This window comes from Haloplanus sp. HW8-1 (genome assembly GCF_023703795.1).
In the GTDB taxonomy this organism is placed as follows: Archaea; Halobacteriota; Halobacteria; order Halobacteriales; family Haloferacaceae; genus Haloplanus; species Haloplanus pelagicus.
In genome coordinates this window covers 1,898,453-1,918,186 of the sequence record NZ_CP098518.1, presented here as the reverse complement: position 1 = coordinate 1,918,186, position 19,734 = coordinate 1,898,453, and the positions used below count along the sequence as shown (strand labels likewise).

Annotated in this window: 20 protein-coding genes and 1 tRNA gene; 14 read left to right on the top strand and 7 right to left on the bottom strand. The window is 67.7% G+C overall.

All coding sequences use genetic code 11. The annotated features are described in order from the left end of the window. Position 1: 1 nt before the first annotated feature. On the bottom strand, positions 2 to 736 hold the full coding sequence (locus NBT82_RS10255; protein ID WP_251328028.1) for a nucleoside phosphorylase: 735 nt from the start codon (positions 734 to 736) through the stop codon (positions 2 to 4). A 120-nt stretch (positions 737 to 856) separates the two neighbouring features. Here NBT82_RS10255 and NBT82_RS10250 point away from each other — a divergent pair, with 120 nt between their 5' ends. After that, positions 857 to 1,825 (top strand): hypothetical protein, encoded by a 969-nt coding sequence (locus NBT82_RS10250; RefSeq protein ID WP_251328027.1) that lies wholly within the window; start codon positions 857 to 859, stop codon positions 1,823 to 1,825. 234 nt (positions 1,826 to 2,059) lie between these two features. Here NBT82_RS10250 and NBT82_RS10245 read toward each other — a convergent pair whose 3' ends face one another. Further along, positions 2,060 to 2,860 carry a DUF63 family protein gene (locus tag NBT82_RS10245; protein WP_251328026.1) on the bottom strand — a complete coding sequence of 267 codons (801 nt, stop codon included), beginning with the start codon at positions 2,858 to 2,860 and terminating at the stop codon, positions 2,060 to 2,062. A 59-nt stretch (positions 2,861 to 2,919) separates the two neighbouring features. Here NBT82_RS10245 and deoC point away from each other — a divergent pair, with 59 nt between their 5' ends. The 3 genes from deoC to NBT82_RS10230 are packed head-to-tail and all read left to right on the top strand — an operon-like array spanning position 2,920 to position 5,119. Continuing rightward, positions 2,920 to 3,549, top strand: a complete 630-nt coding sequence (gene deoC, locus NBT82_RS10240; protein ID WP_251328025.1) for a deoxyribose-phosphate aldolase — start codon at positions 2,920 to 2,922, stop codon at positions 3,547 to 3,549. 44 nt (positions 3,550 to 3,593) lie between these two features. Continuing rightward, positions 3,594 to 4,850 carry a tRNA (N(6)-L-threonylcarbamoyladenosine(37)-C(2))-methylthiotransferase gene (locus NBT82_RS10235; RefSeq protein ID WP_251328024.1) on the top strand — a complete coding sequence of 419 codons (1,257 nt, stop codon included), beginning with the start codon at positions 3,594 to 3,596 and terminating at the stop codon, positions 4,848 to 4,850. Further along, the gene (locus tag NBT82_RS10230) at positions 4,847 to 5,119 is read left to right on the top strand and encodes a PadR family transcriptional regulator (protein ID WP_251328023.1); all 273 of its coding nucleotides are present in this window, start codon (positions 4,847 to 4,849) and stop codon (positions 5,117 to 5,119) included. The genes NBT82_RS10235 and NBT82_RS10230 overlap by 4 nt, the downstream gene beginning before the upstream one ends. Here NBT82_RS10230 and NBT82_RS10225 read toward each other — a convergent pair. Next, entirely contained in the window at positions 5,116 to 6,033 is a 918-nt protein-coding gene (locus NBT82_RS10225) for a cation diffusion facilitator family transporter (protein ID WP_251328022.1), read from the bottom strand. The two genes, NBT82_RS10230 and NBT82_RS10225, sit on opposite strands and share 4 nt — an antisense overlap. Positions 6,034 to 6,105: 72 nt before the next feature. Beyond that, positions 6,106 to 6,657: an HIT family protein gene (locus NBT82_RS10220; RefSeq protein WP_251328021.1), complete on the bottom strand. Its 552-nt coding sequence runs from the start codon at positions 6,655 to 6,657 to the stop codon at positions 6,106 to 6,108. A gap of 219 nt (positions 6,658 to 6,876) precedes the next feature. Between NBT82_RS10220 and NBT82_RS10215 the strand changes: the two genes are divergently transcribed. Beyond that, complete coding sequence (locus NBT82_RS10215; RefSeq protein ID WP_251328020.1) at positions 6,877 to 7,077, top strand: DUF7835 family putative zinc beta-ribbon protein; 201 nt, start codon at positions 6,877 to 6,879, stop codon at positions 7,075 to 7,077. Here NBT82_RS10215 and map read toward each other — a convergent pair. Next, positions 7,074 to 7,964 (bottom strand): type II methionyl aminopeptidase, encoded by an 891-nt coding sequence (gene map / locus NBT82_RS10210; RefSeq protein ID WP_251328019.1) that lies wholly within the window; start codon positions 7,962 to 7,964, stop codon positions 7,074 to 7,076. The genes NBT82_RS10215 and map overlap by 4 nt on opposite strands. A gap of 299 nt (positions 7,965 to 8,263) precedes the next feature. On the opposite strand from map, the gene icd reads away from it, so the two are divergent. The 9 genes from icd to NBT82_RS10165 all read left to right on the top strand — a co-directional run bounded on the left by icd (position 8,264) and on the right by NBT82_RS10165 (position 14,932). Further along, positions 8,264 to 9,523, top strand: coding sequence for an isocitrate dehydrogenase (NADP(+)) (gene icd / locus NBT82_RS10205; protein WP_251328018.1), 1,260 nt, complete (start codon positions 8,264 to 8,266; stop codon positions 9,521 to 9,523). Positions 9,524 to 9,672: 149 nt separating this feature from the next. Next, complete coding sequence (locus NBT82_RS10200) at positions 9,673 to 10,320, top strand: adenylate kinase (protein WP_251328017.1); 648 nt, start codon at positions 9,673 to 9,675, stop codon at positions 10,318 to 10,320. A 15-nt stretch (positions 10,321 to 10,335) separates the two neighbouring features. Next, a complete protein-coding gene (locus NBT82_RS10195) occupies positions 10,336 to 10,761 on the top strand; it encodes a DUF7994 family protein (protein WP_486617156.1) in 426 nt (141 codons plus the stop codon). 75 nt (positions 10,762 to 10,836) lie between these two features. Next, positions 10,837 to 11,745: a DUF106 domain-containing protein gene (locus NBT82_RS10190; RefSeq protein WP_251328015.1), complete on the top strand. Its 909-nt coding sequence runs from the start codon at positions 10,837 to 10,839 to the stop codon at positions 11,743 to 11,745. A gap of 67 nt (positions 11,746 to 11,812) precedes the next feature. Further along, positions 11,813 to 12,394, top strand: coding sequence for a (d)CMP kinase (gene cmk / locus NBT82_RS10185; RefSeq protein ID WP_251328014.1), 582 nt, complete (start codon positions 11,813 to 11,815; stop codon positions 12,392 to 12,394). A gap of 2 nt (positions 12,395 to 12,396) precedes the next feature. Beyond that, on the top strand, positions 12,397 to 13,260 hold the full coding sequence (locus tag NBT82_RS10180) for an RNA-guided pseudouridylation complex pseudouridine synthase subunit Cbf5 (protein ID WP_251331276.1): 864 nt from the start codon (positions 12,397 to 12,399) through the stop codon (positions 13,258 to 13,260). A 47-nt stretch (positions 13,261 to 13,307) separates the two neighbouring features. Next, a tRNA-Pro gene (locus NBT82_RS10175) sits at positions 13,308 to 13,378 on the top strand. Between the two features lie 623 nt (positions 13,379 to 14,001). After that, positions 14,002 to 14,286 (top strand): amphi-Trp domain-containing protein, encoded by a 285-nt coding sequence (locus tag NBT82_RS10170; protein ID WP_251328013.1) that lies wholly within the window; start codon positions 14,002 to 14,004, stop codon positions 14,284 to 14,286. A 226-nt stretch (positions 14,287 to 14,512) separates the two neighbouring features. Then, positions 14,513 to 14,932: a pyridoxamine 5'-phosphate oxidase family protein gene (locus tag NBT82_RS10165; protein ID WP_251328012.1), complete on the top strand. Its 420-nt coding sequence runs from the start codon at positions 14,513 to 14,515 to the stop codon at positions 14,930 to 14,932. A 215-nt stretch (positions 14,933 to 15,147) separates the two neighbouring features. On the opposite strand, the gene ilvB is transcribed toward NBT82_RS10165, so the two are convergent. Both ilvB and NBT82_RS10155 read right to left on the bottom strand, forming a co-directional pair. Further along, positions 15,148 to 16,887 carry a biosynthetic-type acetolactate synthase large subunit gene (gene ilvB, locus NBT82_RS10160; RefSeq protein ID WP_251328011.1) on the bottom strand — a complete coding sequence of 580 codons (1,740 nt, stop codon included), beginning with the start codon at positions 16,885 to 16,887 and terminating at the stop codon, positions 15,148 to 15,150. A 293-nt stretch (positions 16,888 to 17,180) separates the two neighbouring features. Then, a complete protein-coding gene (locus NBT82_RS10155; protein ID WP_251328010.1) occupies positions 17,181 to 19,634 on the bottom strand; it encodes a PAS domain-containing protein in 2,454 nt (817 codons plus the stop codon). Positions 19,635 to 19,734 lie beyond the last annotated feature (100 nt).

Below are 19,734 nucleotides of genomic sequence, written 5' to 3'. Positions count from 1 at the left end.
GTCACCCGAGCGTGGCGGCGGCGTCGAGGGCCAAGCGGATCATCCGCTCGACGTTGTTCCGGGCCTTCGGCGGGAGTTCGTCCTCGGCGACGTCGCCGGAGCCCTTCTGGGTCCCTCTGACGAGGTTGCCGTCGACGGTGCAGACCGCGCCCGCCCGGAGTCCCTTCCGGCGGGCAAGCGCGAAGAGCGCGGCCGCCTCCATCTCCACCGCGAGGAGGCCCGCGTCCTCCCAGTCGGCGACGTAGTCGTCCGTCTCGGCGTAGAAGGCGTCGTCGGTGACGATGGGCCCGACGTGGACGGCCTCGTCGGCCGCCTCGGCGGCGTCGGTCAGCGCCCGCACCACCGCGAAGTCCGGGACCGCCGGGTACTCCACCCGCTCGTAGCGCTTGGTCGTCCCCTCCTCTTTCGCGGCGCCCGTCGCGACCACCATGTCGCCGATCTCGACGTCCGCCTGGAGCGCCCCGGTCGTCCCCGGCCGGATCACCGTCTCGACGCCGACAGCCGCGAGTTCCTCCAGCGCGATGGCCGCCGAGGGCGACCCCACGCCGGTCGAACAGATCGTCAGGGGGACGCCCGCGTACTCGGCGTCGACGAGGCGGTACTCACGGTTGTGTGCGAGTTCCTCTGCCGCGTCACAGTGATCGGCGATGCGCTCGACGCGCCCCGGGTCGCCGGGGAGGAGCGCCACGTCACGAACGTCACCCTCGTCGACCCGTAGGTGAGGCTGGATGGCCATACCGGCTCCACCCGCGCCGTGGAGAAAATACCCTCGGCTCGCTCCCGGGGCCGCCCCGAGACTCAGTCGGCGCTTTCAGTCACCGGTACACGCTTCCCACTGGACGCCGACCGGCCGACCATGGATCGACGACGCTTCCTCGCGGCCGGCGCCGCCGGGGTCGCCGGACTGGCCGGCTGTCTCGATGACGTCGACGCCGGCAACGGCGACGGCCCGACGCGCACCCTCCAACTCGTCCTGTCGAGCGAGCCGACGACCCTCCGGTCGGGGTACGTGGTCGACCTCGCCGAGACCGACCGGCCGGCGGACGAGGACGCCTTCAGGGCCACGCTCGACGGCGAACGGGTCACGAGCCAGCACCGCCGGCCGTTCGGGGCACGCCCAGAGGACCCGGTCTACACCCGCCACGAAGGGACGTACTACCGCCTCGGGGCGGTCGTCGTCGACGAGGCCGCGGTCACACGTTCGGTGCTCCGCCTGTCGGCGGTCGGCGACGTCGACGACGCGGACGTGCCGGCGGCGACGGCGGCGGACGATCTACCTGAGCGGGACCGAACGGCGGTCCACGTCGGCCACATGGCCGCCCGAGCGCGGGGCAACGAGGGCGGAGTTCCGTGGGGACTGGTCCAGCGCGGTGGCTACGTCTACCGGGACGCGGCGGCGGTCGAGGCGAGTCGGCTCCTCGCCGACGACGGACCGAGCCACGTCAGCTACCGGGGGACGGTCTACGCGGTCGAAGTGAGCCGCGAGCGGTTCCACGAACCCGTCTACCGCGCGACGGCCGACCCGGTCGCGGAGACACCCGAGCGCATGGAGGCCATCCTCCGGGCGCAGTTCGTCACCGCTCGCCTCTCGCGGGACGCCCTCCCGGACGACGCGCGGGCCATCATACGTGACGCACGCGACGGGTACGAGGAGACACACCCGTACTCCGAGGCGTATCGGACGGTGCTGCGGGGCCTGCACGCTCGCGCCTACCTCGACGGCAACGTCGAGAAGGACGCCTACGTCGAGGATCCCGGAACCGGGGTAGTGCTGTACGACGGGATGTACTACGACTACCGGATCCGGTTCGTCCGACGAGGATGACGCCGGGGACGACCGCCCCGGGACCACCTACACCGTTCGAGCGGATATCGCGTGTTTCGCCGCCGGCGCGGGACTCTCCGTCGTGACTCGGGTGTGGGACGTGTCGTCATCCTCCGGCGGGGGCGCGTTCCACGCCGGACTCGTGGTGGGGACGTTCCTGTGGCAGGTGGGTGCGTACTACGGCGTTCGCGCGGTTCGTACGGAACGGCGCCGGTGAGCCGCGAGCCCGCACGCTCACCCGGCGACGGCGAACAGGAGGACGTTGTGGACGCCCGGCCCCAGTCCGACCGCGGCGACGAAGCCGAGGAGGAGTCGGCCCTCGGTCGGCGCCTCGCGGACCGTCTCGGTCAGCAGGACGACCACGCCGCCCACGACGGCGAGTTTCACGAGGACGAACAGCCACCCGGTGCCGAGCAGGTCGGCCGTCGGGAGCGACGCCGCGAACTCGAGGACGAGCGCGGAGAGCGGGGTCCGCTCCCCGAAGCCGAGGAGGTCGATACCGACGGCGGTCGAGACACCGTCGAGGGCGTGGGCGACGACGGCGAGCGCGCCGACACGGCCCGTGACCGCCACGCCGGGGCGGACCCGCCGGAGGAGCGCCCACGTGCCGGCGGCGACGAGGGCAGTGCCGACGAGGATGCCGGCCGAGGGAACGAGACGGAGGCGGTCACCGCTCGCGAGGACGGCGACGACGGTCGGCAGGGCGGCGGCGGCGCCGACGCCGACGACGACGGTGGCCGTCCTCCGGGGGAGCGCCGCGGCGCCCGCCCACGTCGCCCCTGCGAGGATCGCGACGGTGAGATAGACCGCCGGCGTGCCGGTGAGTGGGCGGACGGCGCCGGGGAGGGCCCCGAGGACGTAGAGGACGTGGAGCGCGGAGCCGAGGGCGATCCACGGGGTCGCGGCGAGGACGAGTCGTTCGGTCACCGGCGGCCGGCGACGACGGAGGAGGCCGACGACGGCGACGAGCCCCGCGAGGAGCGCGAAGAGGTAGGGGAGCGACGGGAGAGCGAACCCCTCTGGAAGCAGCGCCATAGGGAGTGGGCGGCGAGTCGGCGGGAAAGCCTTACGCTCCGCGGGCGCGAGCGGCGCGTATGGACAGCGCCGACTTCGCCGCGCGCATCGACCACACCGTCCTCGGACCGGAGACGACGCTGGCCGACGCCCGGGAAGTCGTCTCGGCGGCGGCCGAGTACGGAACCAACGCCTGTGTGCCGCCGTGTTACGTCGCCGAGGTGCGCGAGGACGCGCCGGATCTGATCCTGATGACGGTGGTGGGCTTCCCGCACGGGCAACACGCGCCGACGACGAAACGCGAGGAGGCGGTCGTCGCCTGGGAGGATGGCGCCGACGAACTCGACGTGGTGCTGAACGTCGGGCGCCTGAAAGCCGGCGACGACAGCGCGGTGATCGACGAACTGGCCGAACTCGTCGCCGCGGTGCCCGTGCCGGTGAAGGTCATCGTCGAGGCGCCGCTGTTGACCGACGCGGAACTGCGCCGTGCGGGGGAGGCGGCCGTCGAAGCCGACGCCGACTACCTGAAGACGGGAACCGGCTTCGCCGGGCCGGCGACCGTCGCGGACGTGGAACTGCTCGCGGAGTACCTGCCGGTGAAAGCCAGCGGTGGAATCGGAACCGCCGAGACGGCGAGGGCGATGCTTTCGGCCGGCGCCGAGCGGATCGGCGCGTCGGCGGGCGTTTCACTCGTCGAGGACTTCGAGTAGGACCGTCGCGTTTTTCTCCGCGCGCACGCAAACCCGGGTAGCGAATGGCCCGGTATCACATCGAGACGTACGGGTGTACGTCCAACCGCGGCGAGAGCCGAGCGATCGAGCGACGGCTCCGCGACGGCGGCCACCACCCTGCCGACGGTCCCGCGGACGCCGACGTGGCCATCCTCAACACCTGTACTGTCGTCGAGAAGACGGAGCGCAACATGCTCCGACGGGCCGAGGAACTCGAAGCCGAGACGGGCGATCTGGTCGTCACGGGCTGTATGGCGCTGGCCCAGGGCGAGGCCTTTGCCGAGGCGGGCGTCGACGCCCAGGTCGTCCACTGGGACGAGGTGCCCGAGGCGGCGATGAACGGCGAGTGTCCGACGACGACGCCGGACGCCGAACCGATCCTCGACGGCGTGATCGGCATCCTCCCCATCGCTCGAGGCTGTATGAGCGACTGCTCGTACTGCATCACAAAGCGCGCGACGGGGCGACTCGACTCGCCGCCAGTCGCGGAGAACGTCGAGAAGGCCCGCGCGCTCGTCCACGCCGGCGCGAAGGAGATCCGAATCACCGGCCAGGATACCGGCGTCTACGGCTGGGACCGGAATCAGGGAGAGAGTCTCCTGCCCGAACTGCTGGATCGCATCTGTGCCATCGACGGCGACTTCCGGGTGCGGGTAGGGATGGCAAACCCGAAAGGCGTCCACGGCGTCCGGGCGGCCCTCGCCGACGTCTTCGCCACGAACGGGAAACTGTACAACTTCCTGCACGTCCCCGTCCAGTCGGGCTCCGACGACGTGTTGGCGGACATGCGGCGCCAGCACCGGGTGTCGGAGTTTCTGGAGGTGGTCGAGACGTTCGAGGACCGCCTCGACGAGTGGACGCTCTCGACGGACTTCATCGTCGGCTTCCCGACCGAAACTGAGGCCGACCACGAACGGAGTATGGACCTCCTGCGACGGACCCGTCCGGAGAAGATCAACGTCACCCGCTTCTCGAAGCGGCCGGGGACCGACGCCGCCGACCTGAAGGGACTCGGTGGCACGGTCAAAAAGGAGCGGTCGAAGGCGATGTCGGCGCTGAAACGCGAGGTGGTCGGCGCGGCCCACGAGGCGATGGTCGGCGACCGTCGGGAGGTGCTCGCGGTTCGGCCGGGCACCGGCGATTCGGTGAAGTGTCGCGACGGCGCCTACCGGCAGGTGATCGTCACGAACGCGGACGAACGCGGGGTCGAACCGGGCGACGTCCTCGACGTGGAGATCACGGGCCACGAGACGATGTACGCCTTCGGCCGACCGGTATGAAGTGGCTGCGAAGCGGCCTCCGGCGGGACGTCTGTGTCGTCGTCGCGAGCGAGGGATCGCCGACGGCCCAAGAGTGTAAGGCGGCCCTGGAGTCACAGTACGACGAGCGGATCGACCCGTCGACGTTCTACGGCGCCCTCGGGACGCTGACCGACACGGGTCACCTCGTGAAGACGGCGGACGGCATCCACGACCGCTACGAACTCACCGAAGCCGGTGAGCGGGCGCTCCGCGAGCATTACGCGTGGGTGGACGAGGCGCTGGATTAGCGGGTGGGCGTCGACGACGGGGAGCGCTCGGAGGCGTCCTTCCACTCGCCGAGGCCGGCGGGGTCGAGGTGGACGTGCACGTCGGAGACGGGTTCGATCTCGCGGACGCGCTCCCGGAGTTCCGTCTCGATGTCGTGAGCGCTCGTGAGGGAGTGGTCGGCGTCGATCTCGGCGTGGAACTCCACCTCGATCACGTGACCGGAGTAGTAGGCGACGAAGTCGTGGACGCCGCGGACCTCCGGGTGAGAGCGGATCGCCCGTTCGATCCGGTCGCGCTCCTCGGCGGGCGGGGCACCGTCGGAGAGATACCGGAGGTTCTCCCGCGAGACGTCGATCCCCTGGTGGATGACCAGGAGGCTGACGACACCGCCGGCCAGCGGATCGAAGATGGGGTAGCCGAGCGCCATGCCGGCGACGCCGACGAACGCGGCGAGGGTAGTGTAGACGTCGTTCTTGCTGTCGGCCGCGAGCGCTCGGAGACTCGGCGAGTCGACCTCCCGGTTGACGGCGACGGTGTACCAGTAACAGCCGTACCGGACGAGGAGGGCAACGGCGAGGCCGACGACGAGGATGGAACTGTACTCGGCGGAGGGACCGGCGAGTAGGGCCTGCCCCGAGTCGTAGAGGAGTTTCAGCCCGAGAAGAACGAGGACGCCACCGACGAAGAGCGCGGAGAGGGGTTCGAACCGCTCGTGGCCGTGTGGATGGGACGCGTCTGGGTCGTCGTAGACGAACCGTCCCCAGACGAGGACGACGGCGCTCGCCAGTAAGTCGGCGACCGAGTGGGCGGCGTCGGCCATGAGCGCAAGGCTCCCCGAGAGGACGCCGAGTGTCCCCTCGACGGCGATCTTGAGGACGTTCGAGGCGACGTTGACCCACGACGCCTTGAGAAACGCGGTGCGATCCTCCGACATCTATCCACAGTAAGGAGCCATATCCACATAAGCGGTGTCATTAGGGGCGTAGCAGCGAGGTTTCGACTCGGTCTAATCCGGTGACAGGGAGAGTGAGACCGCACGATCCGGGCTGGGGACCGTCGCGTCGGCCTGGGCGGCGAAGGCCTCGTGGAGGTGGTCGTACGTGTCGTCGATGGCCTCGACGATGACCTTCGTGTCGGCGACGACTGGCATGAAGTTGGTGTCGCCTTCCCACCGCGGGATCACGTGGGTATGGAGATGATCGTCGATGGAGCCGCCGGCCGGCCCGCCGCCGAGGTTGAGCCCGACGTTGTGGGCGTCGGAATCGAGGGCCGCCTCTATCGCCTCGATGGTCCGCTGTTTGAGTCGCGCGTGATCGAGCAGTTCCGGCGCGTCGAGCGCGCGGTACTCGCCGTCGTGTCGGTAGGGGATCACCATGGCGTGGCCGGGATTGTACGGGGCGTTGTTCAGGACGACGAAGGCGTGATCGCTGCGGGCGACGATGCGGTTGGCCCGGTCGTCGTCCCCGTCGGGGAGCACACAGAACGGACACCCGTCGAGGGTGTCGTCCTCGTCGCGGGTCACCCAGTCGATGCGCCAAGGGGCGAACAGTCGTTCCATGTGAGGGAAGCGGGTATCCAGCCGCTTATACGGCCCGCCACGTGGCCGTCGCACGAACGCCGGAAACACCCATCCCCACGGATAGCCGTCGCCGTGTGACACCCGTCTGACGCCCTACTGATTCTCACCCGTGAAATCCGGCTAAGCCCTGATTAACCGGATTTAATCCGGGTTAACCGACTGCGGTGCTTATGCAAACGGCTCCGAAAGGGGCTGTCGATGAAGGCGAAGCGACCGAACCCGGACGCCAACCACGAACTGTGTCCCGACTGCGGACGAGAGACCAGGCATGCCGTCAGGGTGGAGATCCGGACGGAGAATCCCGGCTCGGCGAACGCGGCGTTCTCGCGGGAGCCGTATCGGGTCGCAGTCTGTGCGGTCTGTGACGCCGAGTCGATCCAGCGGATGAACGACGCTTAAGCGGTGGTTATCTCACACCCGTCCTCGGTGACGATGAGGGTGTGTTCGGCCTGACTGACGAGGCGGCCGTCCTCCTCTTTCAACACGGGATAACCGTGGACGACGTCCTGTTGTTTGAGTCGGCGGAGCGCCATCTCCGCACGCGACACGTCGAACCACCGAGCCGCGAACGGGAGCGTCCGGTACTTTTCGGTGACGGTGTCGAGGATCTGGCGAGCCTGTCGGTTACGGACCGAGCGTTCCCGCTCCAGGCTGTAGATCTCCTCTTTGTTCCCCTCGCTCACCTTGCCGCGACCGTCGGTCGCGAAGGGCTCGACGGCGATCACGTCGCCCACTTCGAGTTCGGCGCCGCGATCGACGCCGCGGTTCGGGACGCTCGGTCCCGTGTGAGCGTCCCACTGTTCGACGCCGTGGCCGGAGAGGTTGAGAACCGGCGTGTAGCCGTAGCCGCGGATCACGTCCTCGATTTCGGCACCGATCGTACCGGTGTCGACGCCGGGGGCGACGGCGTCGATGGCGACGTCGAGGGCCTCCTCGGCGGCCTCGACGAGTTCCGGATTCCCCGAAAGATCGACCGTCGTCGCGGCGTCGGCGACGTAGCCGTCGACGTGGACGCCCACGTCGAGACAGACCATCTCCTCGCCGAACTCGGCGTCGTCGTCGCGGGCGGGCGTCGAGTGGCTGGCCTCCTCGTCGACGCTGATGTTGACGGGGAAGGCGGGGCCGTCGGCCAGTTCGTCGATCCGCGCCTCGGCGTGTTCCGCGACTTCGAGATGCGTCACGCCCGGTTCGATCATCGCGGCTGCCTCGTCGAGGACGGTTCGCAACGCCTCGCCAGCCCGGCGATACTTCTCGACTGTCTCCTCGTCGAGGGGTCCAACGCTCATAGGCGCCCTTGGCGTGAGTCCCGGAAAGAGGTTGCGGCACGCCCGTCCGAGCGATATACTCGTCGAGACGACAGCGGGCGCGAGGGACTCGTCTCGGTGCCCCAGCGGGAGACGATGATCGACGCCGACGCGGGGGTGACCTCGTTCGCAGGCCGGACGGTGCCGGCGTGATCGAGTGGGTCCGGGGGCGCCCCGCCCGAACGTTCGTCACGCCGCGGGACACGGTCTTCCCCTGAGCCACCGCGGGACGGCGGAATAACGGCAGTTCTTTCACGCTGGTCGGTGAACTCGGCGACGATATGAGCTACGAGCAGATCGAAGTTCCCGACGACGGCGAAGTCATCACCGTCGACGAGGCGACCGGCGAACTTGTCGTCCCGTCGAATCCGATCATCCCGATCATCCACGGCGACGGCATCGGTCAGGACGTAGGGCCGGCCGCACAGCAGGTACTCGACGCCGCCGCCGAGGCGACCGGTCGGTCGATCAGTTGGATGCAGCTCTACGCGGGGCAGTCGGCCCGCGACCGGTACGACGAGAACCTCCCCGACGAGACGGTCGATGCGATCCGCGACCACCGCGTCGCGATCAAGGGGCCGCTGACGACACCCGTCGGCTCCGGCTTCCGCTCGCTGAACGTCGCACTGCGGAAGAAACTCGACCTCTATACGAACGTCCGGCCCACCTACTACCTCGACGGCGTCCCCTCACCGGTCACGGCGCCCGAGCAGATGGACATGATCTCCTTCCGGGAGAACACCGAAGACGTCTACGCCGGCATCGAGTGGGAAGCCGGCAGCGACGACGTCGAGCGCGTCCGCGAGTTCATCGAGGAGGAGATGGGATACGAGGACACCATCCACGAGGGACCGGTCGGCATCGGCGTCAAGCCGATCTCCGAGTTCGGCAGCAAGCGCCTGATTCGGGAGGCCTTCGACTACGCCATCGAGAACGACCGCGACTCGGTGACGCTCGTCCACAAGGGCAACATCATGAAGTTCACCGAGGCGGCCTTCCGCGACTGGGGCTACGAACTCGCCGAGGAGGAGTACGGCGACGACCTCATCACGGAGGACGAACTCTGGGACGAGTACGACGGCGAGGCGCCCGAGGACGTGGTGGTCGTCAAGGACCGCATCGCGGACAACATGCTCCAGCAGCTGCTGACCCGCACCGACCAGTACGACGTGCTGGCGATGCCGAACCTGAACGGCGACTACCTCTCGGACGCCGCGGGCGCACAGATCGGCGGCCTGGGCATCGCACCGGGCGCGAACCTCGGCGAGGGTCGCGTGTTGGCCGAACCCGTCCACGGCTCGGCGCCGAAGTACGCCGGCCAGGACAAGGTCAACCCGACCGCGATGATCCTCTCCGGGCGGATCATGCTCGAACAGTTGGGTTGGGACGACGCCGCCGACCTCGTGCGCGACGCCGTCGAGGCGACCATCTCCGCCGGTGAGGTCACCTACGACCTCCACCGACAGATCGAGGGCGGCACGAAACTCGCAACCAGCGAGTACGCTGACGCCGTCTGCGAGCGGATCGAGGACCTGGCCTGATACGGAGTATTGTAACTGTTCACCGGTGGTTCGTCGAGACGGTCCGGCAAACCACCGGTAATGACTTACAATAATCCGTATGAGTTCGGCTCCGACGGTATCGCCCCGATTTCTTCACTGATTTATACTCGGAGGGGGGAGATGGGGGTATGAGCGAGCCACACGTACTGTTGCTCGGTGCACCGGGAGCGGGCAAGGGAACTCAGAGCAAACGACTCGCCGAGGCGTTCGACATCGAGCACGTCACGACGGGCGACGCCCTCCGGGCGAACAAGGATATGGACATCGGTCACATGGACACCGAGTACGACACGCCGCGGGCGTACATGGACGCCGGCGAACTCGTCCCCGACGCGGTGGTCAACGAGATCGTCAAGACCGCACTACAGGAGGCGGACGGCTACGTCCTCGACGGCTACCCCCGCAACCTCGATCAGGCCGAGTACCTCTCGGAGATCACCGACCTCGACGTCGTGCTCTTTCTCGACGTGGGCGAGGCAGAACTCGTCGAGCGCCTCACCGGCCGCCGGGTCTGTGACGACTGTGGCGCCAACTACCATGTCGAGTTCAGCCCGCCCGAGACGGCGGGCGTCTGTGACGAGTGTGGCGGCGACCTGATCCAGCGGGACGACGACTCCGAGGAGACGGTGCGCGAGCGCCTTCGCGTGTACGAGGAGAACACCGCCCCAGTCGTCGGACATTATCGCGACGAGGGCGTCCTCGTAGAAGTCGACGGCGAGGGGACCCCCGACGAGGTGTTCGAGTCGATCAGAGAGAAGGTCGAAGCGGCGACGTAAGGCGACCGAAGCTATATTTTCACGGCGTTCGGAGGCGTCCTCGTACAGTCGACGACCCACCGGCGGCTGTGTGGCGCCCTCGGCATCGGGTTGCTATCGCTCGTGGTCGCCGGCGTTGCGCTCGTGGGTGTGGCCCTATTCCGAACGCCGACGACCGCCGTACAGGTGGTACTCATCGGCGCCGCCGGCGTCCTCGATGCCGTCGCCGCGTTCCGGAACCCGGTGACCGCCAGGATCGGCTGGTTCCGGCTGAGCGGGGTCGCGAACGTCGCCCTCGGGCTAGCGCTGCCCGTCGGCATCCTCGGGTGGGACGGTGGACCCGGCGGACTCCTCCTGCTCGTCGTCATGACCGCCGGCGGCCTCTCGCTGGCGGCCGTCGGCGTCGACGTCGCGCTCTACGCCGGAGCACACGTCTACGAGCGGCCGCTCGACGAAGGGTGACACCCCGGCCGGGTGACGGTCGCTCCCGCGGACAGAGTAAAAGGTTCATTACCTGCGGGTGGCTATCCCTCCTCAATGGCACGGATCGAGCGGAAGGTGCGGGATCTCGTCTCCGACGACGCGGAGATGGAGTCGGTCGTCCGGACGGTCCTCGACCGCGCGGAGGACGGCGAGGTCAAGTGGGTCGACGTCCGTGACGAGCTGTCGAGCGGGGAGTGGGGACGCCTCATCGAGAAGGGCGTGTTGGTCGACGGCGACGCGGGCTTCCGACTGGCCGACGCCGAGGCGATCCGCGACGGGCTCGAGAACGGGGAGCCGACGACCACGTCGACGACCTCGTCGAGCGACGACGACGAAGACGAGTCCTCGTGGTCGATGTGGGACAAGGGCGCGGCGGTCGTCAGTGTCGGACTGTTCGCCGGCTACTCCTGGGCGCCGATGCGGAACGTCATCGGCACCATCATGGACGCCGTCCTCGGGCCCCTGAACGCGGCGCTCCCCTTCTACGCCGTCGTCATGGTCCTCGCCGTGGTGACGGGCCTGTACTCGACGCTCCTGCAAGCGAACCTGATGGACACCGAGAAGATGGGGGAGTACCAAGAACAGATGCAGGAGATCCAGGAGAAACGGAAGAAGGCCAAAGAACGGGGGGACGACGAGGCTCTCGACCGCATTCAGGACGAGCAGATGGAAGCCATGGGCGACCAGATGGGCATGTTCAAAGAGCAGTTCCGTCCGATGGTGTGGATCATGTTCCTCACCATTCCCGTCTTCCTCTGGATGTACTGGAAGGTCGGCATCGGCGACCCGTCCAGCGGCCAGTTCGGGACGATGGTGCTTCCCTTCCGGGGCACCGTCGCGTGGAAGCAACAGGTGCTCGGTCCCGTGCAGGTGTGGATCGTCTGGTACTTCATCTGCTCGATGGGCTTCACCCAGATCATCCGCAAGGGACTGAACATCGACATCAGTCCGACGGGAACCTGAACGGAGCGGCGAGACGAAGCGGGGCGAAGTGAACATACTCTTTTAGGCGGCCACCATCAGAGGCGATATGTTACTCACCGTGTCCGGGCCGGCAGGCAGTGGGAAAAGCACCACCGCCGCCGGCCTCGCGGAGGCGCTCGATCTGGAGCACGTGAGCGGCGGCGACATCTTCCGTGATCTGGCCGCCGACCGTGGCTACTCCCCGGTCGAGTTCAACGAACTCGCGGAGGAAGACGAGCGGATCGACCGCGACCTCGATCGCCGCCTGTACGAGATCGCGAGGGATCGCGACGGACTCGTCCTCGAATCCCGACTGGCGGGGTGGCTCGCCGGCGACCACGCCGACTTCCGCCTCTGGCTCGACGCCCCCGTCGACGTCCGGGCCGCCCGCATCGCCGACCGCGAGGAGAAGTCGGTCGAACGGGCCCGCGAGGAGACGCTCCGCCGCGAACGCAGCGAGCACAAGCGGTACGCCGACTACTACGACATCGACATCGACGACCTCTCGATCTACGACTTCGTCGTGAACACCGCACGGTGGACCGCCGCGGACGTGCTCGCGATCCTCACGACCGCAGTCGAACGCTACGAGCCCACGGCCGACGAGGGTCGCTACCCCGTCGCCGTCGTCGACGACTTCCAGTCGTGACCCTGCGCGCTCCGCCCGGCGACCGAACGCTCGACGGGCGCCTCTCCTTCGGCGTCGTCAACCTCGACAAGCCGCCCGGTCCCTCCGCCCACCAGGTTGCCGGCTGGGTGCGCGACATGGCCGGCGTCGACCGCGCGGCCCACGCCGGGACGCTCGACCCGAAGGTGACGGGGTGTCTGCCGGTCATGCTCGGCGATGCCACCCGCCTTGCGCCCGCCTTTCTCGAGGGACGCAAGGAGTACGTGGCCGTCCTCGAACTCCACGGCCGGCCACCCGCCGATCTGACCGACGTACTCGCCGAGTTCGAGGGCGAAATCTACCAGAAGCCGCCGCGCAAGAGCGCCGTCTCCCGCCGCCTTCGCACCCGCCGAATTCACGCCCTCGACCTCCTCGAAACGCGCGACCGACAGGCGCTGCTCCGCATCGAGTGTGCCAGCGGGACGTACGTCCGCAAACTCTGTCACGACCTCGGCCTCGCGCTCGGGGTCGGCGCGCACATGGGCGACCTCCGGCGGACGGCCACGGATCCCTTCGACGACCGCGACCTCGTGACGCTCCACGACCTCGCCGACGCCCTCGCCTTCGCCGAGGACGGCGACGAGGAACCGCTGCGCGAGGTCGTCGACCCCGCGGAGCGCGTCCTCACCGACCTGCCCGCGATCACCATCGCACCGAGCGCCGCCGAACAGGTGGCGACCGGCGCCCCCGTCTACGCTCCCGGCGTCCTCGATGCCGAGACGGCCCCACGGGACGCCCTCGTCGCCTGCTACACCCCTGACGGCTCGGCGGTCTGTCTCGGCCGGCTGGTCGGCGATCCCAACGCGACCGACGGCGTCGTGGTCGACCTCGAACGAGTGTTGGTGTGAGGCGGAAACGACACGCTTAACCCGGGGACGGTCCTGGCTCGAAACGCGGGACCGTGGGGTAGTGGTATCCTCTGCGCATGGGGTGCGTTGGACCCGTGTTCGAATCACGGCGGTCCCATCCTACTTCCGAGACATCTCATGAGCGAGATAGTGCCAACGGCGCCGAATTAGCAACCAACGCCGTGGACGTCGTCGACAGATCAGTGGAGGAATCCATGCACGGACCTTCGCGACCGTCGTCGTGATCGACGAACACAGGCGTCGTGGGATTGGCGGGGACGTCCGAGCGTTCGACTCGTCAAGCGTGTCACAGAGAGGCGCTACCGATCAGGAAGCGGGCTCTGTGACACGGTGTTTCGTCCTCGCTACGCGTCGTACCAACCCACCGCCGGAGCGACACCCAGCACGACTGGTGAGCCCACGTCGCCGCCATCGTGGCGCCGGTATCGGTGATCGGACACAGCGTGACCGCACGCAGTTAGAAAAATCAGGGAATTGGGAGAGCAGTGTGTCAGAGGCACCCGTCTTCCCCATCCATCGACTCTCCTCCCAGGGGGATGTACCCAGCGTGTCCCCCGAATAATCAACAATCGAGAACGAAGGAGCGCGACGGTGGCGTGGCGGGGGGGACACACGGTTCCAACCGCTACTGGCGCCCGGGGCCCAAGAGACCGACGGGGTGCCGTGTACACTCACGAACGGGGGATGATATTATCCGGCTAGGTCCCGTACTGTCGCTCTATGCCCGAGAAGGTCCTGTTCGAGTCGGAGAGCGAGCAATCTCGAGAAGACGTCGCAGCGTACCTCCGCAGTGTCGCCGACAAACTCGAACGAGGGGAGGCGATCACACTGAAAGCAGGGACCGAATCCGTGACGATGGAGCCGCCAGCCCGTCCGACGTTCGAGGTCAAAGCCGAACGGGAGGGGCCGACGGACGGACCCGGCGAGTTGAGTATCGAGTTCGAACTCGAATGGGGCGAGAACGGCGAGGAGACGGGTGACGGAGGCCGGTTAGAAATCGAGTGATCAATGGACCGTCCCGGCGAACCGACGTCCCGTACTCGTCCAGTTCGAACCTAGCGACTGAGACTCTCCCGACGGGGATGCCGACCCGACCGGCTGGTAGCGCGCCCGCGGCGGCGGGGGGCGATGGACTCACGGGGGACGCCGGATCGCGACGGATGGACCACCCCCGTCGGGGCGCGTTACGTCGTTCAAAAACCCTACCCAACAGCGGACACTACGTCCACCCATGACCGCGTACGGCGTCCAGATGACGGGCAAAGAGATCGCGGAGTTTCTGACGCGACAGGGGCACGGTGTGCTCTCGTTCGGCGGAGACGAACCGTACGGCTTACCGATTTCGTTCGGATACGACGTGCTCGGCAACCGGTGTATCTTCCAGTTAGTGTCGGATGCGGACAGTAAGAAGGAGGCGGCCCTGGAACAGACGAACGCGGTGAATCTGGTCGCCTACGAGTGGAACGACGTGGACGACTGGCGGAGCGTCATCATCACCGGCCGCCTGTCCCCGATTCTGGACGACTCGCCGGAGGCGATCGATGCGGCTGGGGTCTTTGCGGAGTATGCCTCGGTCGCCAGTCTCAGTGTCTTCGACAAACCGCTCTCGGAGCTGCGCCGGTCTGGCACGAACTCGACATCGAGGAGATGACGGGTCGTCGCGCGCCGAACGTGACCGACTCGTAGGGCACCCCTCGTCGACGACGGGATCGGGGCAGGAGCCGGGGGACGCTTCGGGAGGGATCTACGGAGCCGTCGATCGGCCGAATCGTCCGCCGCTACAGCCGCTCTATAGTAGCCTTTGTAAGTCATCGCACACCTGATCGCCAGACTGCGTGCGATCAGGTGTGCAAACAGTTCCAAACGCTACGATAACTGTTCTTCGTTCATCGCGAACTTGCCGTTGTTTCCCCCCGAGGGCACGATCGGATAGACGTCCTCCTCGGGGTCGACGTGTGCATCGACGACCGACGGTCCATCGTAGTCGAGCGCCGCCCGGAATGTCTCCTCGACGGCGTCGTAGGTGTCGAGACGGAACCCACGGGCGCCGAACGCTTCGGCCAGTACGTCGAACTGCGGGGCCCAGGGGTATTCGGAGGCCATCCGACGACCGTCGAAGAAGGCGTCCTGCCACTGGCGGACCATCCCCACCGCCTCGTTGTTCAACACGACGACGGTGATATCGAGGTCCTCGCGGACGGCGACGGCGAGTTCCTGAAGCGTCATCAGAAACGACCCGTCCCCGTCGAAACAGACGACCGACTGGTCGTCGTCGGCGGCCACGCGGGCGCCGATGGCGGCGGGCAGGCCGTAGCCCATCGTTCCCAGGCCGTGCGACGAGACCCACGTCCGGGGTTCGGTGTAGGTCCAGTACTGCATGGCCCACATCTGGTGCTGGCCGACGCCCGTCGTCACGATGGTCTCCCGTGGCGTGAGCGCGTCGAGCGCCTCGACGACGAACTGCGGTTTGAGCGGGGCGTCGTCGGGTGCCACGTACTCCATCGCGTACTCGTCTTTCCACTGCCGGCACCGCTGGCGCCACGCCGACGCGTCCGGCGCCCGCGGCATCGCGTCGGACAACTGGTCGATCACGACCGACGCGTCGCCGGTCAGCGGATACGCGGTGTGGACATTCTTCGAGTGTTCGGTGGGGTCGATGTCGACGTGGACGATGTCCGCGTGGGGTGCGAACGTATCGACGCCGCCGGTAAGTCTGTCGTCGAAGCGGGTTCCCACCGCGAGCATCGCGTCACAGTGCTGGAGCGCGAGGTTCGCGTAGCCGGTCCCGTGCATGCCGGCGACCTCCATGGCGAGGTCGTGGTCCTCGGGGAAGGTTCCGATGCCGGGCATCGTCGTGACGACCGGGACGCCGTACTCAGTCGCGAACCGGCGGAGTTCCGGGGTTGCCTCGCCTTTGATTACGCCGCCACCGGCGAGGACGACCGGCCGCTCGGCCGCCGCGAGCACCGACGCTGCCTCCATCACCGCCGCGCCGTCGGCCTCGCCCGGAACCTCGGGTGTCTCCACCTCGTCGGGAGTAGTCGGGGGCTGGTCGGTCTCCGCGTTCGTGACGTCTTTCGGTAGGTCGACCAGCGTCGGACCGGGCCGTCCTTCGCGGGCGAGTGCGAGCGCCTCGCTGACGTCCACGCCGACGGTGTCGGGGTCGGTCGCGAAGGCGTTGGCTTTCGTAACCGGTTCGGTCATGCCCACCGTATCGACCTCCTGGAAGGCGTCCTTCCCGACGAGGTCGGTGGGTGCCTGGCCGGTGAGCGCGACGACGGGGTCCGAGTCCATGTCGGCGTCGGCCAGTCCCGTCACGAGGTTGGTGGCACCGGGACCGGAGGTGGCCAGACAGACGCCGGGGTCGCCGGCGACGACTCCGTAGGCGTCGGCGGCGTGAGCCGCCCCCTGTTCGTGGGCCATCGTCACGTGTGTCAACGCCGACTCGTAGAGGGCGTCGTAGACGGGCATGATGGCCCCGCCCTGGACGCCGAAGAGGGTGTCAACGCCGGCGGCTTCGAGGGCCGCGACGACGGCGTCGGCGCCGCTGCTGACGCGGTCGGAGAGCGATTCGTCGGTCGTCTGGACGGCGGAACGTTCGGGCATCGGTGGTCGTGGGGGGGTTGCTGGCTAACCTGACGTGCCAGCGGGACTGACGGTTCGGATGTGGTGCGAATCGAACGGGGAAGGATGTGGTATATGAGGCTCTACTGGAGAGCCCCAATAATGCCGATAATCGCGATAATAGCGGTGGCGGCGTTCCCGTCGCTCACGGTGGGCACGTCCGTGAACGTGGTGAAACGCCTCATCTGGGCGTACAGACGGAGCCGTGGTATATCAACGTTTCGTATGTTCCGGCCGGGAACGCGCGCCGGGACGACACGGAGGGGGAGGCAGAGTCAGCGCGACGGAGACCCCTCGCCGTCCACGTCGGTGATCTCGAAGCGCGCCCCACCCTCGGGGCCGTGGGTCGCGCGGATGGACCAACCGTGTCCGTCGATCACCCGTTCGACGACGCGGAGGCCGAAGCCGGTCCCGCTTTCGGCGGTCGAGTAACCGGGGTCGAAGATGCGTTCGCAGTCCCCTTCCGGGAGGCCGGTCCCGTCGTCTCCGACGTAGAAGCCCTCGTCGAGGTCGCCCACGGAGATTCGCTCGCCGCCGTGTTCGGTAGCGTTCTCGAGGAGGTTCTCAAGGAGTCGGCGGAGGCCACCCCTGTCGGCCAAAATCGTACGCTCGGTGTCGACCGAGAGGGTGGCGTCGGCGTCCTCGATCGTCTCCCAGCACGTCTCGACGACGGACGCGAGGTCGACCGGTTCCCGTTCGCCGACGCGCTCGCCCTCGCGAGCGAGCGTTAGGAGGTCGTCGATCAACCGCCGGCTGCGGTCCAGCGCGTCCGCGACGCGGTCGAGGGAGGCGTCGTTCCCCTCACGGGCCAGTTCGAGGTGCCCCCGTGCGGCGTCCAGGGGAGTCCTGAGGTCGTGAGAGACGACACTTGTGAACTCTTCGAGGCGCTCGTTCTTGCGTTCGAGGGTTCGCTTTCGACGACGTCGCTCCGTGACGTCGTGTGTCACGAACAGTCCGGCGGCGACGTCGCCGTCGTCGTCCCGGACGGAGGCGGAGCGAAGCTCGTAGCGGCGGCCCTCGTAGGCGAGTTCGGTCGTCACCTCGGTGCCGTCGAGCGTCGCCTCCATGGCGGCGCGCAGGAACTGCGCCACGTCCTCGGAGAACGGGTCGACCTCGGCAGGGGTGTTGTCGAGGATGTCGTCCGACGACGTCTCGATGGGATCGAATCCGTTCCCGGAGACGATCCGGTAGCGTAGGTCGTCGTCGAAGTAGAAGACGGCGCCGTTCGGGACGTTCTCGGCCAGCGTCCGGTACCGTGCCTCGGCGACGGCGAGTTCACGTGACTGCTCCCGGCGGTCAGTGACGTCGCGGAAATAAAAGGAGAGCCCACCGTCGTCGTTGGGGTACACTTGGACGTCGAACCAGCCGCCGAGGCCGCCGTAGTACTCGACGAACGACCTCGGCTCCCGGGCCTCCATGACCCGTCGGTACTCCGCCTCGAACCGAGTGCCGAGCGCCCCGGAGAAGACGTCCCAGAACCCACGGCCGAGGAGCGATCGTTCGTCCATCCCGTAGAGGGCCGTGGCCTGCTCGTTGACCAGCGTAACGTTCCAGTCAGCGTCGACCTCGACGATGGCGTCGGTCACCCGGTCGATGATCCGGTTCCGTCGGCGCTGGTGTGCTTTGCGGTCCGTGATGTCGCGTCCCTCGGGCACCAGTAGCGTCACCTCGCCGCTGACGTCCGTGACCGGCCGGATCGAGAAGTCGATCACCGCCTCGCGATCGGAGCCCTGGATCGTAATCTCGTCGCGGAACAGGTCCCCGTTCCGAGCACACTCGACGCCGTTCCGGACGGTAGCCCGGGCATCGGCGTTCGACCCGATCCAGGCGGTCTCCCACAGCGGCTTGCCGGCGATCGCGGACCGATCCAGTCCGCCGAAATTCAGCGCCGTTGCGTTCGCTTCGAGGACGGTCCCGTTGGGGTCTAGCAACCCCATGAACGTGTAGGTGTTGTCGAGGATGGCTTCGAACCGACGCTTCCGTTCCCTGCGTTCGCTGACGTCGCGGACGGCGGCGAGGATCCGTTCGTTCCCGTGGAGGCGGGTCGGGGTGAGATGGACCTCCGCCCAGAACTGCTCGCCGTCCTTCGTGATGCCAGGCCACTCGAAGGTCCGTGGCCCCTGATCGATGACGCGCCGAATCCGCTGACGGGCGTTTTCCAGCGTGTACGGGGGGTCGCCGGCGTGGATCGCCCCGAACCCGGCATCAAGCAGTTCCTCGCGATCGTAGCCGAACATCCGGGCATACTGGGCGTTCATGTCGATGAACGACCCGTCGGCCGGATCCTGAATGACGACGCCGTCGGGGATCTTCTCGAAGATCTCCCGGTAGTTGGTCTCGGCGTAGCGATGTTCGACCGCGTCGACGATCCGTTTGGCGAGCAGTTGGTACTGTTCGGTCCCGGTGTCTTTCTGCAGGTAGTCGGTGACCCCGGCCGAGATGGCCTCGCTGGCGACCGCCTCGCTCCCCCTGCCGGTAAAGAGGATAAACGGGAGTTCCGGGTGGGTCTCCCGGACGACGTCGAGGAACTCGACCCCGGTTCGACCGGGCATCTCGTAGTCGGAGACGACACAGTCGAACTCGTCGCTGGCGAGTCGTTCGAGGCCGCTGCCCGCGTCCGTCGCGGGTTCGACCCTCAGGCGCTCGTCTTCACGTTCGAGAAAGGTGGCCGTCATATCGGCGAAGTCTCGGTCGTCGTCGACGTGGAGAACTCGGATCGGGCCCGTCATGGGAGCATTCGGTGGCCCAGACGCGAAAACCCGTTGGTACGCCGTCCGCGAGTGACACGCTGCCTGGGCGTCGACCCCGCCGACTCACCGCGATCGATCG

Excerpts from the sequence above, each read along its gene's own strand:
- NBT82_RS10220 (WP_251328021.1), bottom strand. The coding sequence starts at position 6,657 with ATGGAACGACTGTTCGCCCCTTGGCGCATCGACTGGGTGACCCGCGAC.
- NBT82_RS10225 (WP_251328022.1), bottom strand. The coding sequence starts at position 6,033 with ATGTCGGAGGATCGCACCGCGTTTCTCAAGGCGTCGTGGGTCAACGTC.
- NBT82_RS10155 (WP_251328010.1), bottom strand. The coding sequence starts at position 19,634 with ATGACGGGCCCGATCCGAGTTCTCCACGTCGACGACGACCGAGACTTC.
- ilvB (WP_251328011.1), bottom strand. The coding sequence starts at position 16,887 with ATGCCCGAACGTTCCGCCGTCCAGACGACCGACGAATCGCTCTCCGAC.
- NBT82_RS10190 (WP_251328015.1), top strand. The coding sequence starts at position 10,837 with ATGGCACGGATCGAGCGGAAGGTGCGGGATCTCGTCTCCGACGACGCG.
- NBT82_RS10250 (WP_251328027.1), top strand. The coding sequence starts at position 857 with ATGGATCGACGACGCTTCCTCGCGGCCGGCGCCGCCGGGGTCGCCGGA.
- NBT82_RS10200 (WP_251328017.1), top strand. The coding sequence starts at position 9,673 with ATGAGCGAGCCACACGTACTGTTGCTCGGTGCACCGGGAGCGGGCAAG.
- icd (WP_251328018.1), top strand. The coding sequence starts at position 8,264 with ATGAGCTACGAGCAGATCGAAGTTCCCGACGACGGCGAAGTCATCACC.
- NBT82_RS10165 (WP_251328012.1), top strand. The coding sequence starts at position 14,513 with ATGACCGCGTACGGCGTCCAGATGACGGGCAAAGAGATCGCGGAGTTT.
- NBT82_RS10235 (WP_251328024.1), top strand. The coding sequence starts at position 3,594 with ATGGCCCGGTATCACATCGAGACGTACGGGTGTACGTCCAACCGCGGC.
- NBT82_RS10255 (WP_251328028.1), bottom strand. The coding sequence starts at position 736 with ATGGCCATCCAGCCTCACCTACGGGTCGACGAGGGTGACGTTCGTGAC.
- deoC (WP_251328025.1), top strand. The coding sequence starts at position 2,920 with ATGGACAGCGCCGACTTCGCCGCGCGCATCGACCACACCGTCCTCGGA.
- map (WP_251328019.1), bottom strand. The coding sequence starts at position 7,964 with ATGAGCGTTGGACCCCTCGACGAGGAGACAGTCGAGAAGTATCGCCGG.
- cmk (WP_251328014.1), top strand. The coding sequence starts at position 11,813 with ATGTTACTCACCGTGTCCGGGCCGGCAGGCAGTGGGAAAAGCACCACC.
- NBT82_RS10230 (WP_251328023.1), top strand. The coding sequence starts at position 4,847 with ATGAAGTGGCTGCGAAGCGGCCTCCGGCGGGACGTCTGTGTCGTCGTC.
- NBT82_RS10170 (WP_251328013.1), top strand. The coding sequence starts at position 14,002 with ATGCCCGAGAAGGTCCTGTTCGAGTCGGAGAGCGAGCAATCTCGAGAA.
- NBT82_RS10215 (WP_251328020.1), top strand. The coding sequence starts at position 6,877 with ATGAAGGCGAAGCGACCGAACCCGGACGCCAACCACGAACTGTGTCCC.
- NBT82_RS10245 (WP_251328026.1), bottom strand. The coding sequence starts at position 2,860 with ATGGCGCTGCTTCCAGAGGGGTTCGCTCTCCCGTCGCTCCCCTACCTC.